Below are 18,346 nucleotides of genomic sequence, written 5' to 3'. Positions count from 1 at the left end.
TGGACGCGACTACAACAGGCCGTCCCACATCTGCTCCAGCAGCACCGACCACCAGCTCTCCGGCGAACCGAGCGCCGCCGGGTCGAGCGAGGCGAGCTGCGCCTGGAAGTCGACGGTCCAACGGCCCGCCTGCTCCTGGTTCAACCCGTACCGCAGCCGCCACATCCGGCCGAGCAGCGCCAGACAGCGCACGAACTCCGGCAGCCCGGTGTTCACGAACTGCGGCGGCACGGACACCCCGCCCGGCCCCGCCTCCATCGGCACGGCGACGATGTTCGCCGTGCCGTACTGCACGCAGACCGACCGGCCGAAGTCGGTACCCATCACCAGGTACGAGGCCGCGTCCAGAGCCGCCCGCACCCCCCGCTCCTGCGCCAGCTCCGCCAGCGTCGGCACCGGACGGCCCGGCTGGGTCTGCGCCCAGAAGAACGGGCCCAGGTCCACCGGCAGCCCGGCCACGACCAACGTGTGCGCCACCACCGGCGGCACCCCCTGCCGGTCCACCGCGGCCTGCTCGAACCGGTACACGCCCGGCCCGAACACCGCCGCCAGCTCCTGCCCGATCCCCTCCGGCGGCACCGGCGGCGCCACCTGCACCGGCGGCAGCGGCGCCCGCACCGGCCCCGGCCGCGCGGGCCCGTCCGCCACCTGGTGCAACTCACCCTGGTGCGCGAGCAACTGCCGCACGCCCTGCTGCCGGCTCGCGTGGTCCGTACCGTACGGCGCGATGCTCGTGATCCGCGCCTGCGGCCACTGCTCCCGGATCATCCGCGCACAGTAGGCGCCGGGCAGTTCGCAGGACTCCAGCTCCGTGTGGAGTTCGAGCACCTGGTCCGGCGGGACGTTCATGGCACGCAACTCGTGGAAGATCTGCCACTCCGGGTGCGGCGTACCCGGCGCCGACCGCCGGATCAACTGCTGCTCGGAACCGTCCTGCGCGCGATAGCGCAGCACGGCCTGATAGCCCGGACCGACCGTCGGCTGCGCCTGCTGCGGATACCCGTACGCGGGGGACTGCCCGGGGGCGGGCAGTCCGGGGGCGGGATGTGCCGGGGCGGGCGCCCCCGGCACGGATTGACCCGGTACGGGCTGACCCGGCACAGGACCTCCCGGTACGGGACCTCCCGGCACGGGACCTCCCGGCACGGGCTGACCAGGCGCGGGGCCTCCCGGCACGGGCTGGCCTGCGGCGGGTTGACCTGGGACGGACTGCTGCGGAGCCGGTCGGCCCGGTACCGGCCGGCCGGGCATGGGCTCGGGCATGGGCTGCCCCGGCGCGGCTTGCCCCGGCGCGGCTTGCCCCGGTGCCGGCCCGGCGGGCGGCGGGACCGCGCTCGGCGGCACCGACGGCGGCGGGCCCGGCGGCATCGACCGCGGCGGGCCCGGCGGCATCCCGGGCGCCTGCGGCGGCGCGGGCGTGCCCGGACCGGTCACCTGGCGCGCGGCCAGCATGGTCTCCTCAAGGTGCACCGACGACTGGGGGGCCGCGCCGGGTACCGGAGGCGCACCGGGAACGGCCGACGGGTTCGGCACACCCGGAGCACCCGGGGATCGCGGAGCACCCGGAGGCCGCGGGGCACCGGGAGACCGCGGAGCGTCCCCACCCGTGCCGTCGCCGAGGTCCGGCCGGTTCATGCCGGCGAACACGGTGGCCGCGTGGTGCACGTTGCCGGGCGGGGTGTCGCCCGGGGCACCGGGCGGCTTCGGGGCGCCGGACGCACCGGGACCGGCACCGCCCGGACCGTCGTCGGCGCCGTGCGGCGGCACGAACCGCGTGGGCGCGTGACCGCCGGGCGGCACACCCGGCGCACCGGGCCCCGCGGCGGGCGGGGGCGCGCTCCCCGGCCGCGCACCCGGGCTGCCCGGAGCACCCGGCGGCGGAGGCGGCACGCCCGGACCGCTGCCCCCGCGGCGCGGCGGCACGGACCTGCTCGTGGCGGCGCCCGTGATGTCACCCGCACCCGCCACGAGCGGCGTACTGCCCTGCGGCACACCCGGAGAAGGCGGCGCGGTGGGCCCCTGCGGATGAGAAGGACCACCCTGCACCGCTCCCGGCACCGCGGTTCCGGGAGCCACCGGCCCCTGCGGATAGCCGTACGACGGCACGCCCGGCGGAGGCAGCGGCGCACTGCCCCGCGGCGGAACCGGCGAGGGCGGCGGCACGCTCCCCTGCGGCACATCCGGCGCACCCGGCGGCGGAGGCGGCAGCGCGCTCCCCTGCGGAGTCGGCACGGGCGGCGGCGTGCTGCCCTGGGGACCACCCGGCGTCCCCGGCACGCCCGGGACGCCGGAGCGCGGCTCGATCGCCGTACGCGGCAGTCGACTGCCACCCGGCATCAGAGCCGTCCGCGCATCCGGCGCGACGGCGGGCGGCTCGGGATCGTCGTCCGAGTCGCCCAACGGCGGTGCGAACACCGTCTGGGGAAGCGGCACGGAACGGTCCTCGCCGAGGTCCGCGTTGGTGTCCGTACCCGTCCAGGGCGTCGCCCCCACGGGCACGGACGGCGCGACCGCACCGGCACCCACCCCGGCACCGGCGCCCCCGGCCGCCGGCCACCTCGGACCGGAACCCCCGGCCGCCGCCGACCCCGTACCGGACGAACCACCAGTCCCAGCACCAGCACCAGCACCGGTGCCGCCGGTACCGGCCGACCCGCCGGAACCCGCACCGGAAGACCCACCGGAACCAGCCCCCGTCCCCGCCCCCGACACCACGCCCGTGTCCGCGCCCGCCGACGACCCCCGCGCCACGGACGGCGGAGACACACCCCCATCCCCGGCCGACGTCCCCGGCAGCCCGACGCCACCCGACGCACCCCCCGGAGAACCACCGGAAGAACCCCCTGAAGACCCCCCGGACGAACGCCCCTGCGACATCCCCAACTTGTCCGCCGCCTCCTGCAACCACTCCGGCGGACTCAGCAGGAACGACGTCTGGTTGAGATCCACCCGCGCCACCGGCGCCCGCGGCCCCTCGGCCTCGTGCGCCGCCCGGCCGTACTCCTCCTCGAACCGACGGATCACCTCCCCCACCGGCAACGCCGGCCACAACGTCGCCTCCCCGCTGTCCCGCGCGATCACCAACCGCTGACCACCCGCGTCCGAACGCGGCCCCGCGGCCCGGTCCTCACCCCACACCACGAAACCGAGTTCGAACTCCCGCACCCGCACCTCACGATGCTGGTACGCGGGCACGTCCCCGTTGATCCACTCCTCCGCGCGATCCTGCGCCTGCGCAAACGTCACCATCGCAAGCTCACTCCCCCGCAGACCCGGCCGACGACACCGGCACCGCAGCCGCGAAACCGCCGTCCACCATCAGATTCGCCACCGTCGACAACTCCGGCGGACTGCCCGCGAGCCGCGACAGGAAGGCATCGAAATCCTCACCGCACGGCAGCAGCAACCGCGCCACCCGCTCCGCCGGCGGCCACGCCGGATCCACGTCCCGCGCATCGTCGTACACGCAGAACCACACCGAACCGACCCGCTCACCCCGGACCTTCACCGCCAGCAAACCACCCTGGACGAAAGCCACACCCAGATAGTCCTTGGTCAGATGATCACGCAGGCACTTGTTCACATACACCAGGTCGTTGACCGCCGCCTCGTCCCGCACGGTGAAGAACGGCTGGTCCAGCAACAGCCCCAACTCGGCGTCCAACGCCGTACCCACCGGCGCACAACCACCCGCCGCCTTCAGAAAAGAACGGTACCCACCCGGCAACCGATACCCCAGATCCTCCTCGACCCCCTGCACCTGCTGCTCCGTCACCGCCACACCCGACTTGGGCAGCCCGAAATGCGCCGGACGCGTCTCCTGCAACGGCCGCGTGCCCCGCTTGCCCTGGTCGACACGGGTCGTGGCCACCCCACCGTGATGCCGCAACAACGCCTTCACCTCGACCGGAACCAGCTCAAGACGCCGCGAACCCACCACGTGATGCCAGGTCCAGCCATGCGGAGTAGCCACCTCCGCAACGGTGTCCCACAGTTCGTGCCCCGACGCCGACAACGCCGCGTTCGCCGACACATAGTCAGTCAACCGCAACTCGTCGACGCCGAAGCCCTCCGGCGGATCGGCGATCTCCGCCGCCGCACGCGCATAAGGAGAGAAATCGGGATAACCACGCTCATCGACCCGCACCCCCCTCGGATGCCGCGCCGCCCGCACCGGATCCGGAAAGTGCACGACCTGCCCGGCATAAGCCGCGTTCGGCGGCGCGACCCCTCCCCCAGCCTGGCGGCCGGGTGGCGCCCCCAGCACGGGCCGACCTGTCGTCATGGCGCTTGCCCCCTGCGGCACTCTGTACGAGCCACAACCACACCACGCACGGCGCGCCACGACCCGTATCCGACTGTCTCTCCAACGTCACCGACGCGTTGACCGCACCCAGCGCGGTGCCGACAGCCTATGCGGTGCACAAGCACCGGTCACCGGGCCTCCACTTCCGTGACCAAAGGTCACCGCACCGTGACAGCCTGCCCAAACCCGGGCGTGTCGCACCGCCCCAGCTTCCGCACCCGCCACGGCATTTGGCACTCTGTGTCCTTCGGGGGATGCCCGGGGAGGTAAAGACGATCATGAACGCGACGCAGACGGGACCACATGCGAACGCCCACGCCGAAGCGCGGGCCGGCACCGGCGACGGGCCATCGGGCGACCCCCGCATCGGCTGGAGCCACACCGAATCACCCCACGTCCCCACCCTGCTCCACCGCCGCGACGGCATCCTGCCGACCGTCGCCGCCGCCCTCTCCGTCCGCGGCGACACCCTCACCGGCACCGCCGCCCGCAGCGACCACACCCCCTCCCTGCACCCACTCGTCCAGGACTTCCTCGACACCCTCACCAGCGACCAACGCGACCGCTTCACCGGACGCTGCGCCGAGACCATCCTCATCTCACGCCACATCACCACCGCCGACGCCGCCCGCAGCAAACGCGCCGCCCGCAAACCCATGACCAACGGCGAAGCCCGCAAAGCCCTCAAACACGCCAAACTCACCACCCGCCGCATACGCGAGGACGGCGACCCCCTGCACGGCACCTTCGCCACACCCTGCCGCGCCTGCACCGCCCTCAGCGACCACTTCGGCGTCCGCATCATCGACCCCGCCACGACAAACCGCTGACCCCACCCCCGACCACCACCCGCACCACCCACACCACCCGCACCACCCGCACCACCCGCAATCCACACCACCCGCACCACCCGCACCACCCGCACCACACCAAGATCCCGACCGACAAAGGGCAGATGCACACCGACCGCACCACCTCCACCACCCGCTTCGCCGTACCCGTCGACGCCGCCCTGCGCGCCGCCGGCTGGCAGCCCGGACGCTGGGCCATACACCAGGCCGAGATCTGGGCCGACGCCCTACGCGCCCACACCTCACCCGCCGGACACCGCCACGCCGTCTTCCCCACCGCCGTAGAAGCCTGGGCCGAATTCGGCAGCCTCCACATCACCCCCACCGGCCCCGGCCGCCAGGTCGCCCCCGCCGCCCTCCACCTCGACCCCCTGCACGGCCTCCACCACGCCCGCACCCTCGCCGACCTCGGCCGCGCCCTCGACACCCAGATCTGCCCCCTCGGCGCCGAACCCGACACCGGCGCACTCCTCGCCATCGACATCGAAGGCCGCGTCTACGCCCTCGACCACACCGGCGACTGGTACCTCGGCCCCGACATCGACCGCGGCCTCACCACCCTCATCGCCGGCACCCAACCCACCCGCCTGACCACGAACTGACCCCACCACGCACAAACCCACCACCACACCACGCACCACCGACCTCACACCGCCGGAATAACCGCCGACACCCGAAAACCCCCCGCATCCGTCGGCCCCGACACAAAAACACCACCCAGCGCCACCACCCGCTCCCGCATCCCGAGCAGACCATTACCACCCGACGGCAACCCCGCCACCGAAGCCGACGACAACTCGGGCGGCGGCCCGTTCTCCACCTGCATCGCGATCTCCGACCTACGATGCGCCAACCGCACATACGTCTTCGCACCCGCCGCATGCTTGTGGACGTTCGTCAACGCCTCCTGCACCACCCGATACGCCGTCCGCTCCACCTCCTGCGCATACGACCGCTCCACCCCCTCCACCGACAGATCCACCACCATCCCCGCAGCAGCCGACTGCCCGATCAACTCATCCAACTCCGACAGACACGGCCCCTCCCCCACCCCGTCCTCCGCCGCCGCCCGCGACGCCGCCGCCGCAGCAGCCACCCCCACAGCCGCCAACGGCACCGGAGCCGGAGCCCGCACCGCACCATCCCCCGAACGCAACACCCCCAACATCTCCCGCAACTCCGTCAACGCCTGCCGCCCCATATCCCCCACCAGCGCCGCGTTCCGCACCGCCTTCTCCGGATCCTTCCGCGCCACCGCCTGCAACGCCGCCGCATGCACCACCATCAGACTCACCCGATGCGCCACCACGTCATGCATGTCACGCGCGATCCGCGTCCGCTCCTCACCCCGCGCCCACTCCGCCCGCTCCTCAGCCCGCTCCGCAAGCAACTGAAGCTCCCGCTCCAGACTGTCCGCACGCTCCCGCAGACTCTCCATCAACCGGCGCCGCGCACCCACGTACAACCCCAGCAGCACCGGAGGAGCCGTCAACCCCAACGACGTCGTGATGGACGCGAACGGCTCGAACCAGTCACCGAGCGTCAGATCCCCACGCGCCATGTCCTGCCGCACCCGCACGAACGTGACGATCGCCGTCCCGACCAGCGACATCCCGGCCAACGCCACGATGATCCGACGCGGCAGCTCAGCGGCGGCCAACGTGTACAGGCCGACGACACCCATCAGGAAACCCATCTGGGCCGGAGTGATCGCAATCGCCACGAGAACGACGGCGATGGGCCACTTCCGGCGCAACAACAGCACGGAACCGGCCAACACCCCGAACAGCACCCCGACCGGCACCGGGATCCCCGCGTCCCGGGCGAACGGCAGACCCTCCGCCCCACACTCCGCGGCCGACACCGCCGCAAGGCTCACATCGAGCGCCGCACTGCGCCACCTCGCCCACCACCACGGCCCGGCATGGGCCGCCGTGCGGTCTTCCCCCGTCGTGGTCATGCGTCCAGCCTACGGGCGCCGGGTGCCGCTTTTCCGGTGAGTTTCGTCTATGCGCACCCACCACACTCCGTGAGCGGACGACCCCGAAATCCACGGATATCCCCCGAACTGCTGAACCATTCCCATCTACCCCCGGAACGGATCATTCCAGCCGGACGGTATGTCCATGGAACAGATGAACGGCAAATACGCCGACTTCGAAGGACTGCGGGAGCGGGCGGTGGCGCTGCGACGGGCGGGCCTCAGCCGCCGGCAGATCCGGGACCGACTACACCTCGACAACAACGCCATCCTCAACCGACTCCTGGAGGGCGAGCCACCGCCGGAATGGACAAAACGGCCGAACGCCAAGGATGACCTGCGGGACCGGGCCCGGGAACTGCGCCTTCAGGGCTGGACGTACGACCGGATCCAGGTGGAGCTGGGGTGCTCGAAGAGTTCCATCTCCCTGTGGGTCCGGGATCTGCCGAAGCCGGAACGGAGGCGGACCACAGAAGAGGCAGCCGCCATCGCCCGCAAGGGCTGGGAGGAGAGGCTCCGCATCCGCGACGAGGAGCGCCGCCGGACGAAGGCGACCGCGGAACAAGCGATCGGTGACCTGTCCGACCGCGAGATGTTCCTGGCGGGCGTGGTCCTCTACTGGGCAGAGGGCGCCAAGGACAAGACGTACAACCGTCGCGAAAGACTGCAATTCATCAACAGCGACCCGAATGTCATCCGGCTGTACCTGCGCTGGCTCGAAGTACTCGGGGTGGAGCGCGAACGCCTGCGTTTCCGGGTGAGCATCCACGAGTCGGCCGACGTGATCGACGCCGAAGAGTTTTGGGCGGGACTGGTGGGCGTGGCGCCGTCCGCCTTCCAGCGGGCCACCCTCAAGAAGCACAACCCGAAGACGAGCCGGAAGAACACGTCGGAGGCGTACCACGGCTGTCTGACCATCTATGTACTCGGAAGCGCCGACTTGTATCGTCGCGCCGAGGGCGCCTGGTACGGCATAGTAGGAGGCGCCACTCGACAGACCGACTAATTGTCCGGTTTGGTCGAGAATGTTCCCCCGTGGTGTAATTGGCAGCACTGTGGCTTTTGGTGCCATCTGTCCGGGTTCGAGTCCTGGCGGGGGAGCCACGCTAGGTTCGGGCCCTGACCCCCCAGTCAGGGCCCGCTCTCATGTCCCCAACAAATCGCCCCGGTATCCTGCGGATGTCCTCCACCCGTCAAAGCCGAAGGGCAAACTCCGTGAGCGCCATTCACCCGGCCGCCGTCGTCGTTCTCGCAGCGGGTGAAGGCACCCGTATGAAGTCAGCCACACCCAAGGTCCTGCACGAGATCTGTGGTCGTTCCCTGGTCGGCCATGTGCTGGCCGCCGCACGTGAGTTGTCCCCCCAGGAGCTGGTCGTCGTGGTGGGGCACGCGCGGGAGCAGGTCGCCGCGCATCTCGCCGAGCTGGATCCGCAGGCGCGGACGGCCGTGCAGGACCGGCAGAACGGCACGGGGCACGCCGTGCGGATGGCCGTGGAGGAGCTGGGGGGTGGTGTCGACGGGACGGTGATCGTGGTCTGCGGGGACACTCCGCTGCTGACGGGTGAGACGTTGCGGCGGCTCGCGGCGGCGCACCATGGCGAGGGCAATGCCGTGACGGTGCTGACGGCGGAGGTGCCGGATGCGACCGGGTACGGGCGGATCGTGCGTGACGGTGTCTCGGGTGCGGTCACGGAGATCGTGGAGCACAAGGACGCCGATGAGGCGCAGCGTGCCATCCGTGAGATCAATTCGGGTGTGTTCGCGTTCGACGGGCAGTTGCTGGCGCAGGCTCTGGGGAAGTTGCGCCGGGACAACAGTCAGGGTGAGGAGTATCTGACGGATGTTCTCGGGATCCTGCGGGGGGCGGGGCATCGGGTGGGTGCGTGTGTGGCGGGTGATCATCGGGAGATCGCCGGTATCAACAACCGTGTGCAGTTGGCGCAGGCGCGTCGCATTTTGAATGACCGGTTGTTGGAGCGGGCGATGTTGGCGGGTGTGACGGTGGTGGATCCGGCGACGACGTGGGTCGATGTGATGGTCTCGTTCGAGCAGGATGTGGTGGTTCATCCTGGTACGGAGTTGTGTGGTTCGACGGTGTTGGCTGAGGGTGCGGTGGTCGGGCCGCGTGCGCGGTTGACGGACACGGTGGTGGGTGCGGGTGCGCGGGTGGATGCGACGGTGGCGGATGGGGCGGAGATCGGGGCGGGGGCGAGTGTGGGTCCGTTCGCGTATTTGCGTCCGGGGACGCGTCTGGGTGTGCGGGGGAAGGTGGGGACGTTCGTGGAGACGAAGAATGCCCGGATCGGGGAGGGTACGAAGGTGCCGCATCTGTCGTATGTCGGTGATGCGACGATCGGTGAGTTCACGAACATCGGTGCGGCGAGTGTGTTCGTGAACTATGACGGGCAGGACAAGCATCACACTTCGGTGGGTGCGCATTGTCGTACGGGGGCGGACAACATGTTTGTGGCGCCGGTCACGGTGGGGGACGGTGCGTATACGGCGGCGGGGTCTGTGATCACGAAGGATGTGCCGCCTGGTTCGTTGGCTGTGGCCCGTGGTCAGCAGCGGAACATCGAGGGTTGGGTGGCGCGTAAGCGTCCGGGGAGTGCTGCTGCGAAGGCTGCGGAGGCGGCGTCGGGGCAGGGGCGTAGCGAAGACTGACCGGAAACAGGTACGTGGAACACGGCGTACCGTGATAAGTGCACATCCGCACGGACCAGCCGAGTGGGCCTCTCTTGTTCTGGGGGGGGTTGCTCGTAGGGCTGGCGACACCTCTGAGGAGACAGTGCTGTGACCGGGTTCAAGACGACCGGCGAGAAGAAGATGATGTTCTTCTCCGGCCGCGCCCACCCCGAGCTTGCTGAGGAGGTCGCCCATCAACTGGGGGTCGGGGTTGTCCCGACGAAGGCCTTCGATTTCGCCAATGGTGAGATCTATGTCCGGTACCAGGAGTCGGCTCGTGGTGCGGATTGTTTTCTGATTCAGAGCCATACGGCGCCGATCAACAAGTGGATCATGGAGCAGTTGATCATGATCGATGCGTTGAAGCGTGCGTCGGCGCGTTCGATCACGGTGATCGTGCCGTTCTACGGGTATGCGCGTCAGGACAAGAAGCATCGTGGGCGTGAGCCGATCTCGGCGCGGTTGATCGCGGATCTGATGAAGACGGCGGGTGCGGACCGGATCCTGACCGTTGATCTGCACACGGATCAGATCCAGGGTTTCTTCGATGGTCCGGTGGATCATCTGTTCGCGTTGCCGTTGCTGGCGGATTATGTGGGCGGGAAGGTGGATCGCGGGAAGCTGACGGTGGTTTCTCCGGATGCCGGCCGGGTTCGGGTGGCGGATCGGTGGTGTGACCGGTTGGGGGCGCCGCTGGCGATCGTGCACAAGCGGCGGGACAAGGACGTGGCGAATCAGGTGACGGTCCACGAGGTGGTGGGTGAGGTCAAGGGCCGGGTGTGTGTGCTGGTCGATGACATGATCGACACGGGTGGGACGATCTGTGCGGCTGCGGACGCGTTGTTCGCGCATGGTGCGGAGGATGTGATCGTGACGGCGACGCACGGTGTGCTGTCGGGTCCGGCGGCGGATCGGTTGAAGAACTCGCGGGTGGGTGAGTTCGTGTTCACGAACACGTTGCCGACGCCGGGTGAGCTGGGTCGGGATCTGGACAAGATCACGGTGTTGTCGATCGCTCCGACGATTGCGAGTGCGGTGCGTGAGGTGTTCGAGGATGGTTCGGTGACCAGTCTCTTCGACGAGCAGTGAGGTTTCTGCTGGGGTCCGGCTGAGCGTTTTTCCGCCGGGTGGGGCCGGGTCGTCGCCGGCTTGAAGATCCTTTTGGGTGTGGCCTTCCTTGCCGAGTAGACTGCTCGGGTTGCTCGGCGAGGGAGGCCGTGTCCCGTTTTGGGCGGGGCGTGGTGGTCCGTTATCGACGCGCTCTTCGTAGCAGGCCGTTCGTGGCCGGGTGACTTTCCCCAGGCTTCGAGTGGGCCGGGGTTGCCCGTAGTCCTACTGCCTCTACGAGGAGTGATCATGTCCGAGGTGAAGCTCGCCGTTCAGACGCGTACCGAGTTCGGCAAGGGTGCCGCGCGTCGTATCCGTCGTGACAACAACGTTCCCGGCGTTCTGTACGGTCACGGTTCGCAGCCGCTGCACCTGACGCTGCCGGGTCACGAGCTGCTGCTCGCGCTGCGTACGCCGAACGTCCTGATCGCGCTGGACATCGACGGCAAGTCCGACGAGCTGGCGATCCCGAAGGCCGTGCAGCGTGACCCGGTCAAGGGTTTCCTGGAGCACGTCGACCTGCTGCTGGTCAAGCGGGGCGAGAAGGTCACGGTCGAGGTTCCGGTGCAGGCCGAGGGTGAGCTGGCCCCGGGTGGCAACCTGCTGGAGCACGTGCTGGTGGCGCTGCCGGTGGAGGCCGAGGCCACGCACATCCCGCAGGCCGTCACGGTGTCCGTGGAGGGTCTGGAGGCCGGTGCGTCGGTCCTGGCCAAGGACATCGTCCTGCCGTCGGGTGTGACGCTGGCGGTGGAGGAGGACGCGGTGGTCCTCCAGGTGCTGGCCGCGCAGGCCGAGGAGGCCGCTGAGACGGCCGCCGAGGGCGAGGAGGCGACTGCCGAGGCGTGATCGGCGGTTCGGCGGTATAGGCTCCAGCCGCCGCTCCCTGGGGGGAGCGGCGGCTGTTGTGTGTGAAGGAGAAGGCCGTGACCACCCCTGTAGGTGCCCCCTGGCTGATCGTCGGGCTGGGCAATCCGGGACCCGAGTACGCGATGAACCGGCACAATGTCGGGTTCATGGTGGCCGATCTGCTGGCGGGGCGGATCGGTGGGAAGTTCAAGCGTGCGCAGAAGGCGCAGGCGCAGGTCGTGGAGGGCCGGATCGGTCCGGCGGGTCCGGGGAGCCGGCGGGTGATCCTGGCCAAGCCGCAGTCGTACATGAATCTGTCGGGTGGCCCGGTGAGCCAGTTGCGGGACTTCTACAAGGTGCCGGTGGCGAACGTGGTGGCGGTCCATGACGAGCTGGACATCGATTACGGGACGCTGCGGCTGAAGCTGGGCGGCGGGGACAACGGGCACAACGGGTTGAAGTCGATCACTAAGGCGATGGGGTCGGACTACCACCGGGTGCGGTTCGGGATCGGGCGGCCGCCGGGGCGGATGCAGGTGGCCGATTTCGTGTTGAAGGATTTCTCGTCGGCGGAGCGCAAGGAGCTGGACTTCTTCGTGGACCGTGCGGCGGACGCGGTGGAGTGTCTGGTGGCGGAGGGGTTGGAGCGGGCGCAGAGTTCGTACAACTCGTGAGCCCCGCCGCCGGGACGGGTGGCGGGGCTCGGGCGGTGGGTGTCCGCCTCGGCTCAGGTCCCGCCGTCCCGGGCGGCGGCCACGAAGGACGTCCTGACACCACTGCTGTCGATGGCGGGACGGCGGCAGTTCCTGCGGGTCGCTTGCTGTCGCGTGCCGGCAGCTGCCCGGGAGAGTCTTGGGTGATCTCGACGCAGTTGCCGCCCTCGGTGTGGTGGCTTCTGCGGGGGGTTTGACGCGCGGCGTGGTTATGGCCAATGATCCCGGCCATGCCTGCCACTGCCGCCACGTCCCGTCAGTCCTCGGTCACCGCGCTGCGGTTCGCGGCGATGGGGGCGGTCGCCGTGCTGATTCTGGTGGCGGGGGTGTGGGGTTCGTGGGGGACCGCGCAGTACCCGATGCTGACGAAGGGCCGGGAGCGCGGCACGGTCAAGGTGACGAGCTGCGGCGACGACACCTGTTCGGGGCCGTTCGCGCCGGCTTCGGCGGGGGCGAGGGCGCGCCGGAGCGTGGTGATCACGAAGAGTGTGGCGGTGCGCAAGAACGAGACGTACGCGGTGGTGGTGAAGCCGGGTACCGACGAGGTCGTGCGGTCGGGTCCGGCCGGAGTCCTGGGCGCCTGGGTGCCGTTGGGCGGTGCGCTGCTGCTGGCCGCGGTGGTGGTGGCGGGCGGGCTGCGGCTGGCCCGGATCGCGTGGATGCTCGCGGGCGCGGGGTTCGTGCTGCTCACCGCGGCGTTCTTGGCCATATAGGCGGACAGGCGGCTTCCGCGTTCGCGGCCGTGGGGGTGGCTTCTGCGCGTTCCTGGCCCTGCGGGTGGCTTTCGCGTTCGCGGCCGTGCGGGTGGGTTCTGCGCGTTCCTGGCCCTGCGGGTGGCTTCGGTGTTCCTGGCCCTGCGGGCGGCTTCCGCGTTCGCGGCCGTGCGGGTGGGTTCGGTGGTCCTGGCCGTACGGACGGCTTCGGTGGTCCGGGCCGCGTGGGTGGCTTCGGCCGGCTGACAAGGGCGGTGCCCCCGCGCCGTTCGGGCGTGGGGGCACCGTCGTGTCGGGTGGCCGGGGTCAGCCGGTGTTGCGCAGGCCCGCGGCGACGCCGTTGACCGTCAGGAGCAGGGCCCGGGAGAGCAGCGGGTCGGGCTGCGCTTGTGCGGTGGCCGCGTCCCGCTGCCGCTTGAGCAGGGTGACCTGGAGGTAGGAGATGGGGTCCAGGTAGGCGTCGCGGATGGCGAAGGTCTGCTTGAGCACCGGCTGGGCGTCGAGCAGTTCGTCCTCGCCGGTGATCCGCAGGATTTCACGGACCGTCAGTTCGTGTTCCGCGGTGATGGTGTCGAAGACGTGCTTCAGCTCGTCGGGGACGAGGGTGTCGACGTAGTGGCGGGCGATCCGCAGGTCGGTCTTGGCGAGGGTCATCTCGACGTTGGAGATGAAGTTGCGGAAGAAGTGCCACTGTTCGTGCATTTCGGCGAGGACGGTGTCGAGGCCCGCCTCGCGCAGCGCCTTGAGGCCGGAGCCGACGCCGAACCAGCCGGGGACGATCTGCCGGGACTGGGTCCAGCCGAACACCCAGGGGATGGCGCGCAGTCCGTCGAGTCCGGCGCCGGAGTCGGGGCGGCGCGAGGGCCGTGAGCCGAGGTGCAGGTCGGCGAGCTGGTCGACGGGGGTGGAGGCGAAGAAGTAGGCGGGCAGGTCGGGGTCGTCGACGAGGTGCCGGTAGGCGGTGTGGGCGGCGTCGGAGACGACGTCCATGGCGGCGTCCCAGCGGGCGAGGGCTTCCACGGACTGCCGGGGGGCGGTGTGCAGGGCGGATGCCTGGAGGGTGGCCGCGACGGTCAGTTCCAGGTTCTCCCGGGCGAGGGAGGGGACGAGGTACTTGTCGGAGATGACCTCGCCCTGTTCGGTGACCTTGATCTCGCCTTCGAGGGTGCCCCAGGGCTGGGCGAGGATGGCGTCGTGGGAGGGGCCGCCGCCGCGGCCGACGGTGCCGCCGCGGCCGTGGAAGAGGCGCAGCCGTACGCCGTAGCGGTGGGCGACGTCGCGCAGCCGGCGCTGGGCGCGGTGGATCTCCCACTGGCTGGTGGTGATGCCGCCGAACTTGGAGGAGTCGGAGTAGCCGAGCATGACCTCCTGGACGTCGCCGCGCAGGGCGACGAGCCGCCGGTAGGAGGGGTCGGAGAGCATGTCCTCCAGGATGGTGTCGGCGGCCTTCAGTTCGTCGGTGGTCTCCAGGAGCGGCACGATGCCGATCTTCGCCCAGCCGGCGTGCAGGTCGATCAGGCCGGCCTCGCGGGCGAGGACGGCGGCGGCGAAGACGTCGTCGGCGCCCTGGCACATGGAGATGATGTACGACTCGATGACCTCGGGGCCGAAGATCTGAAGGGCGCGCTTGACGGTCTGGAAGACGCCGAGGGTCTTGGCGCCTGCGGCGTCCACGGGTGCCGGGGTGGGCGCGAGGGGCCGGCGGGAGCGGAGTTCCTTGGCGAGGAGCTTGGCGCGGTACTCGCGGGGCATGTCGGAGTAGCGCCAGGACTCCTCGCCGAGCCGGTCGAACAGCTGGCCGAGGGCGTGGTGGTGGGCGTCCGCGTGTTCGCGTACGTCCATGGTGGCGAGCTGGAGGCCGAAGGCGGCGAGGGTGCGGATGTTGCGGCCGAGGCGGCCGTCGGCGAACAGGCCGCCGCGGTGTTCCCTGAGGGAGGTCTGGATGAGGCGCAGGTCGCCGATCAGCTCGGCGGTGCCGAGGTAGTCGCGGCCCGGTTCGTGCGGGGTGCCGGTGGCGAGGCGCTGCTTGGTGTTGACGAGCTTCTGGCGGATGCAGGTGGCCTTGAGCCGGTAGGGCTCCTCGGCGTTGAGCCGCTTGTAGCGGGGGCTGATCTCGGGCAGCAGGTCGAGGTCGGTGTGCAGGGACTTCAGGAGTTCCTCGGTGGCGCCGGTGTAGCGGATCGAGTTGGAGAGGAAGCCGCGCAGTTCGTCGATCATCTCCAGGGCGTCGTTGATGCCGTGCTCGTGCTGGAGGATGAGGACGTCCCAGGTGACGTCGGGGGTGACGTTCGGGTTGCCGTCGCGGTCGCCGCCGATCCAGGTGCCGAAGGTGAGCGGGCGGCTGGCGTCGGGGATCTTGACGCCGACGCGTTCCAGTTCCGCGGTCAGGTCCTCCAGGACGTCGCCGACGGCGCCGGCGTGCAGTTCGTCGAGGTAGTAGATCGCGTTGCGGGCCTCGTCGGCGGGTTCGGGCCGTACGACGCGCAGTTCGTCGGTCTGCCAGACCAGGTCGATGTTCTCGGCCAGCCGGGTGTCGTGGCGGCGGCGGTCGGACTCGATGACGGGGGTCTCCAGGAGCGTGGCGATGCGCCGGAGCTTGGTGAGGACGCTGCGGCGTGCGGCCTCGGTGGGGTGTGCTGTGAACACGGGGCGGACGTTCAGGTGCCGGGCCGTCTGCTTGAGGTGCTCGGGGTCAGCGTCCTTGAGGCGGTCGGCGGTGCGGGCGAGCAGGCCGCCCTCGGCGGCGCGCCGGGCGCGCAGTTCGCGTCCGCGGTGGACCTGTTCGGTGACGTTGGCGAGGTGGAAGTAGGTGGAGAAGGCGCGTACCAGTTTGGCGGCCGTCTCCAGTTCGGTGCCACGCAGCAGCTCGGCGGCGGCTTCGCCGTCCTCGCGGGTGAGGCGGCGGACCTTCTCGACCAGTTCGAGCAGTTCGGGACCCTCCTGCCGCACGAGGGTCTCGCCGAGGAGGTCACCCAGTCGCCTGATGTCGGCGCGCAGCTCAGTGCTGGTCGTGATGGTCTGATCGTCGGCACTGCTCACAGATGCGACTCCTTGCAGTGTTGAGGAGGTGCGTCGCGTCAGCGACTCCCCGGAAGGGTGGTGGTGGGAGACGGGAGGGGGATCGTCCGGTGGTGTACCCGGTCGTCCGCCGGGGCGGCGGGTGCCGCATACGGGCGGGACAGCCGGGAAGTAATCAGAGCGGACCGCGCTGTCCGACCGAGTTCAAGGATAGGTGTCCATGCGGACGCGCAGGCTCACGGGCTCTTGCCGCGGCACGCGGCGCTGCCATACTTACGACGCCGTAGGTTACGGAACCGTAGGGACGACCGCTCCGTCCCGTCCGGTTTTGGCGGCCCGGCATCCGTCTCGGCCCTCGACTCCCCAGGGGACGTCCCATGACCAGTAGTTCCGATGTGATCGAAGACGACCGGAAGGCCACCGATCCCTTGGTCCCGTCCGCCACGCTGGGTGGCGAGCAGAAGCGCTCGATCGAGCAGATCACGCTGCTGCTGTTCATCACCGTCCCGTTCCTCGCGCTGGTCGCGGCGGTGCCGCTGGCCTGGGGCTGGGGTGTCAGCTGGCTGGATCTCGGTCTGCTGGTCTTCTTCTACTTCCTCGGTTGCCACGGCATCACGATCGGTTTCCACCGCTACTTCACCCATGGCTCGTTCAAGGCCAAGCGGCCTTTGCGGATCGCGTTGGCGGTCATGGGGTCGATGGCGGTCGAGGGTCCCCTGGTGCGGTGGGTGGCCGATCACCGCAAGCACCACAAGTTCTCCGACGCGGAGGGCGACCCGCATTCGCCGTGGCGTTACGGGGAGAGCGTGCCCGCGCTGATGAAGGGCCTGTGGTGGGCCCATATCGCATGGATGTTCGATGAGGAGCAGACGCCGCAGGAGAAGTACGCGCCGGATCTGATCAAGGACCCGGCGATCCGTGCGGTCTCCCGCCAGTTCGTGATGTGGACGGTGGTGTCGCTGGCGCTGCCCGCGGTGGTCGGCGGCCTGGCCACCATGTCGTGGTGGGGTGCGTTCACCGGGTTCTTCTGGGGGTCGCTGGTCCGGGTGGCGCTGCTGCACCACGTGACCTGGTCGATCAACTCGATCTGCCACGCCGTGGGCAAGCGGCCGTTCCGTTCCCGCGACCGGTCCGGGAACGTGTGGTGGCTGGCGATCCTGTCGTGCGGCGAGTCCTGGCACAACCTGCACCACGCCGACCCGACGTCGGCCCGGCACGGTGTGGAGCGCGGTCAGCTGGACTCCTCGGCGTGGTTCATCCGCCGGTTCGAGCAGTTCGGCTGGGCGTACGACGTGCGCTGGCCGTCACGCTCACGTATCGATTCGCGCCGCAACACCGGGGAAGGCGGTTCCGGACGCGGGGCGGAGACCGCGCAGACGGCATGATTGACGCCGTGGCGACCGACTCCAGCACCCCAAGTCCAGAGAAGCCGCGGCGAGCGCGCCGCACCCGCATGACCGGTGCCGAGCGCCGCCAGCAGTTGCTGGAGATCGGTCGCACCCTCTTCGCGGCGAAGGGTTTCGAAGGCACGTCGGTGGAGGAGATCGCGGCGAAGGCCGGGGTTTCCAAGCCGGTGGTCTACGAGCACTTCGGCGGCAAGGAGGGGCTGTACGCGGTGGTGGTCGACCGCGAGATGCGCCGCCTGCTGGACATGGTGACCGGTTCGCTGACGGCCGGCCACCCCCGCGAACTGTGCGAGCAGGCCGCTTTCGCGCTCCTGGACTACATCGAGGAGTACACGGACGGCTTCCGGATCCTGGTCCGTGACTCCCCCATCCCGCAGTCGACGGGTTCCTTCGCCTCGCTCATCTCGGACATCGCCACCCAGGTGGAGGACATCCTGGGCCGCGAGTTCAAGAGCCGTGGTTTCGACCCGAAGCTGGCCCCGCTGTACGCGCAGGCCCTGGTCGGCATGGTCGCGCTGACCGGCCAGTGGTGGCTGGACGTGCGCCGCCCGAAGAAGGCGGAGGTGGCCGCGCACCTGGTGAACCTGGCGTGGCACGGCCTGGACGGCCTGGAGCCGAAGCCGCGGCTGATCGGGCACCGGAGGAGTTAGCGGTGTCCACCACGACCGGGTGTTGATCACCCATTGTGATGACCTGTGCCTGATGCGACGGCTACCGTGG

15 protein-coding genes, 1 tRNA gene and 1 pseudogene are annotated in these 18,346 nt (G+C 70.0%); 12 read left to right on the top strand and 5 right to left on the bottom strand.

Annotation, left to right across the window (positions count from 1 at the left end; translation table 11 throughout):
* Window positions 1-9 precede the first annotated feature (9 nt).
* Window positions 10-2,883, bottom strand: coding sequence for an SUKH-4 family immunity protein (locus ACFC09_RS24825; protein ID WP_376532139.1), 2,874 nt, complete (start codon window positions 2,881-2,883; stop codon window positions 10-12).
* A 55-nt stretch (window positions 2,884-2,938) separates the two neighbouring features.
* Here ACFC09_RS24825 and ACFC09_RS24820 point away from each other — a divergent pair, with 55 nt between their 5' ends.
* Window positions 2,939-3,091 (top strand): hypothetical protein, encoded by a 153-nt coding sequence (locus tag ACFC09_RS24820; RefSeq protein ID WP_376532147.1) that lies wholly within the window; start codon window positions 2,939-2,941, stop codon window positions 3,089-3,091.
* A 165-nt stretch (window positions 3,092-3,256) separates the two neighbouring features.
* Here the strand turns inward: ACFC09_RS24820 and ACFC09_RS24815 are convergent, their stop codons facing one another.
* Window positions 3,257-4,285: an SMI1/KNR4 family protein gene (locus ACFC09_RS24815; protein WP_376532055.1), complete on the bottom strand. Its 1,029-nt coding sequence runs from the start codon at window positions 4,283-4,285 to the stop codon at window positions 3,257-3,259.
* 299 nt (window positions 4,286-4,584) lie between these two features.
* On the opposite strand from ACFC09_RS24815, the gene ACFC09_RS24810 reads away from it, so the two are divergent.
* Together ACFC09_RS24810 and ACFC09_RS24805 are read left to right on the top strand one after the other, a co-directional pair.
* On the top strand, window positions 4,585-5,136 hold the full coding sequence (locus ACFC09_RS24810; protein WP_376532052.1) for a YwqJ-related putative deaminase: 552 nt from the start codon (window positions 4,585-4,587) through the stop codon (window positions 5,134-5,136).
* Between the two features lie 125 nt (window positions 5,137-5,261).
* Window positions 5,262-5,759, top strand: a complete 498-nt coding sequence (locus tag ACFC09_RS24805) for an SUKH-3 domain-containing protein (RefSeq protein WP_376532050.1) — start codon at window positions 5,262-5,264, stop codon at window positions 5,757-5,759.
* A 44-nt stretch (window positions 5,760-5,803) separates the two neighbouring features.
* Here ACFC09_RS24805 and ACFC09_RS24800 read toward each other — a convergent pair whose 3' ends face one another.
* Window positions 5,804-7,117, bottom strand: coding sequence for a sensor histidine kinase (locus ACFC09_RS24800; protein WP_376532048.1), 1,314 nt, complete (start codon window positions 7,115-7,117; stop codon window positions 5,804-5,806).
* A gap of 166 nt (window positions 7,118-7,283) precedes the next feature.
* Here ACFC09_RS24800 and ACFC09_RS24795 point away from each other — a divergent pair, with 166 nt between their 5' ends.
* The 6 genes from ACFC09_RS24795 (at window position 7,284) to pth (ending at window position 12,450) form a co-directional block, all read left to right on the top strand.
* On the top strand, window positions 7,284-8,144 hold the full coding sequence (locus ACFC09_RS24795) for a hypothetical protein (protein ID WP_376532046.1): 861 nt from the start codon (window positions 7,284-7,286) through the stop codon (window positions 8,142-8,144).
* Window positions 8,145-8,167: 23 nt separating this feature from the next.
* Window positions 8,168-8,242, top strand: a tRNA-Gln gene (locus ACFC09_RS24790).
* Between the two features lie 111 nt (window positions 8,243-8,353).
* Window positions 8,354-9,802 (top strand): bifunctional UDP-N-acetylglucosamine diphosphorylase/glucosamine-1-phosphate N-acetyltransferase GlmU, encoded by a 1,449-nt coding sequence (glmU, locus tag ACFC09_RS24785; RefSeq protein WP_376532044.1) that lies wholly within the window; start codon window positions 8,354-8,356, stop codon window positions 9,800-9,802.
* A 129-nt stretch (window positions 9,803-9,931) separates the two neighbouring features.
* Window positions 9,932-10,912, top strand: a complete 981-nt coding sequence (locus ACFC09_RS24780; protein ID WP_376532042.1) for a ribose-phosphate diphosphokinase — start codon at window positions 9,932-9,934, stop codon at window positions 10,910-10,912.
* 267 nt (window positions 10,913-11,179) lie between these two features.
* Entirely contained in the window at window positions 11,180-11,776 is a 597-nt protein-coding gene (locus ACFC09_RS24775; RefSeq protein WP_376532040.1) for a 50S ribosomal protein L25/general stress protein Ctc, read from the top strand.
* 77 nt (window positions 11,777-11,853) lie between these two features.
* Window positions 11,854-12,450 carry an aminoacyl-tRNA hydrolase gene (pth, locus tag ACFC09_RS24770; protein ID WP_376532038.1) on the top strand — a complete coding sequence of 199 codons (597 nt, stop codon included), beginning with the start codon at window positions 11,854-11,856 and terminating at the stop codon, window positions 12,448-12,450.
* Between the two features lie 130 nt (window positions 12,451-12,580).
* Here the strand turns inward: pth and ACFC09_RS24765 are convergent.
* Window positions 12,581-12,721 (bottom strand): annotated as a pseudogene (locus tag ACFC09_RS24765) (DUF397 domain-containing protein); the annotation flags it as partial.
* Here ACFC09_RS24765 and ACFC09_RS24760 point away from each other — a divergent pair.
* A complete protein-coding gene (locus tag ACFC09_RS24760; protein WP_376532036.1) occupies window positions 12,708-13,202 on the top strand; it encodes a hypothetical protein in 495 nt (164 codons plus the stop codon). The pseudogene ACFC09_RS24765 and the gene ACFC09_RS24760 overlap by 14 nt on opposite strands.
* A gap of 306 nt (window positions 13,203-13,508) precedes the next feature.
* Here ACFC09_RS24760 and ppc read toward each other — a convergent pair whose 3' ends face one another.
* Window positions 13,509-16,241, bottom strand: a complete 2,733-nt coding sequence (gene ppc / locus ACFC09_RS24755; RefSeq protein ID WP_376532034.1) for a phosphoenolpyruvate carboxylase — start codon at window positions 16,239-16,241, stop codon at window positions 13,509-13,511.
* 356 nt (window positions 16,242-16,597) lie between these two features.
* On the opposite strand from ppc, the gene ACFC09_RS24750 reads away from it, so the two are divergent.
* Together ACFC09_RS24750 and ACFC09_RS24745 are read left to right on the top strand one after the other, a co-directional pair.
* A complete protein-coding gene (locus ACFC09_RS24750) occupies window positions 16,598-17,605 on the top strand; it encodes an acyl-CoA desaturase (protein ID WP_376532032.1) in 1,008 nt (335 codons plus the stop codon).
* Complete coding sequence (locus ACFC09_RS24745) at window positions 17,602-18,276, top strand: TetR family transcriptional regulator (protein ID WP_376532030.1); 675 nt, start codon at window positions 17,602-17,604, stop codon at window positions 18,274-18,276. The genes ACFC09_RS24750 and ACFC09_RS24745 overlap by 4 nt, the downstream gene beginning before the upstream one ends.
* Window positions 18,277-18,346: the final 70 nt, after the last annotated feature.

The sequence above is a fragment of the Streptomyces sp. NPDC056161 genome (genome assembly GCF_042268025.1).
GTDB lineage: Bacteria > Actinomycetota > Actinomycetes > Streptomycetales > Streptomycetaceae > Streptomyces.
Note: the sequence above shows the minus strand (reverse complement) of the source record. Positions and strands in the feature narration are given on the sequence as shown.

Excerpts from the sequence above, each read along its gene's own strand:
- ACFC09_RS24815 (WP_376532055.1), bottom strand. The coding sequence starts at position 4,285 with ATGACGACAGGTCGGCCCGTGCTGGGGGCGCCACCCGGCCGCCAGGCT.
- ACFC09_RS24810 (WP_376532052.1), top strand. The coding sequence starts at position 4,585 with ATGAACGCGACGCAGACGGGACCACATGCGAACGCCCACGCCGAAGCG.
- ACFC09_RS24805 (WP_376532050.1), top strand. The coding sequence starts at position 5,262 with ATGCACACCGACCGCACCACCTCCACCACCCGCTTCGCCGTACCCGTC.
- ACFC09_RS24800 (WP_376532048.1), bottom strand. The coding sequence starts at position 7,117 with ATGACCACGACGGGGGAAGACCGCACGGCGGCCCATGCCGGGCCGTGG.
- ACFC09_RS24795 (WP_376532046.1), top strand. The coding sequence starts at position 7,284 with ATGGAACAGATGAACGGCAAATACGCCGACTTCGAAGGACTGCGGGAG.
- ACFC09_RS24775 (WP_376532040.1), top strand. The coding sequence starts at position 11,180 with ATGTCCGAGGTGAAGCTCGCCGTTCAGACGCGTACCGAGTTCGGCAAG.
- ACFC09_RS24760 (WP_376532036.1), top strand. The coding sequence starts at position 12,708 with ATGATCCCGGCCATGCCTGCCACTGCCGCCACGTCCCGTCAGTCCTCG.
- ACFC09_RS24750 (WP_376532032.1), top strand. The coding sequence starts at position 16,598 with ATGACCAGTAGTTCCGATGTGATCGAAGACGACCGGAAGGCCACCGAT.
- ACFC09_RS24745 (WP_376532030.1), top strand. The coding sequence starts at position 17,602 with ATGATTGACGCCGTGGCGACCGACTCCAGCACCCCAAGTCCAGAGAAG.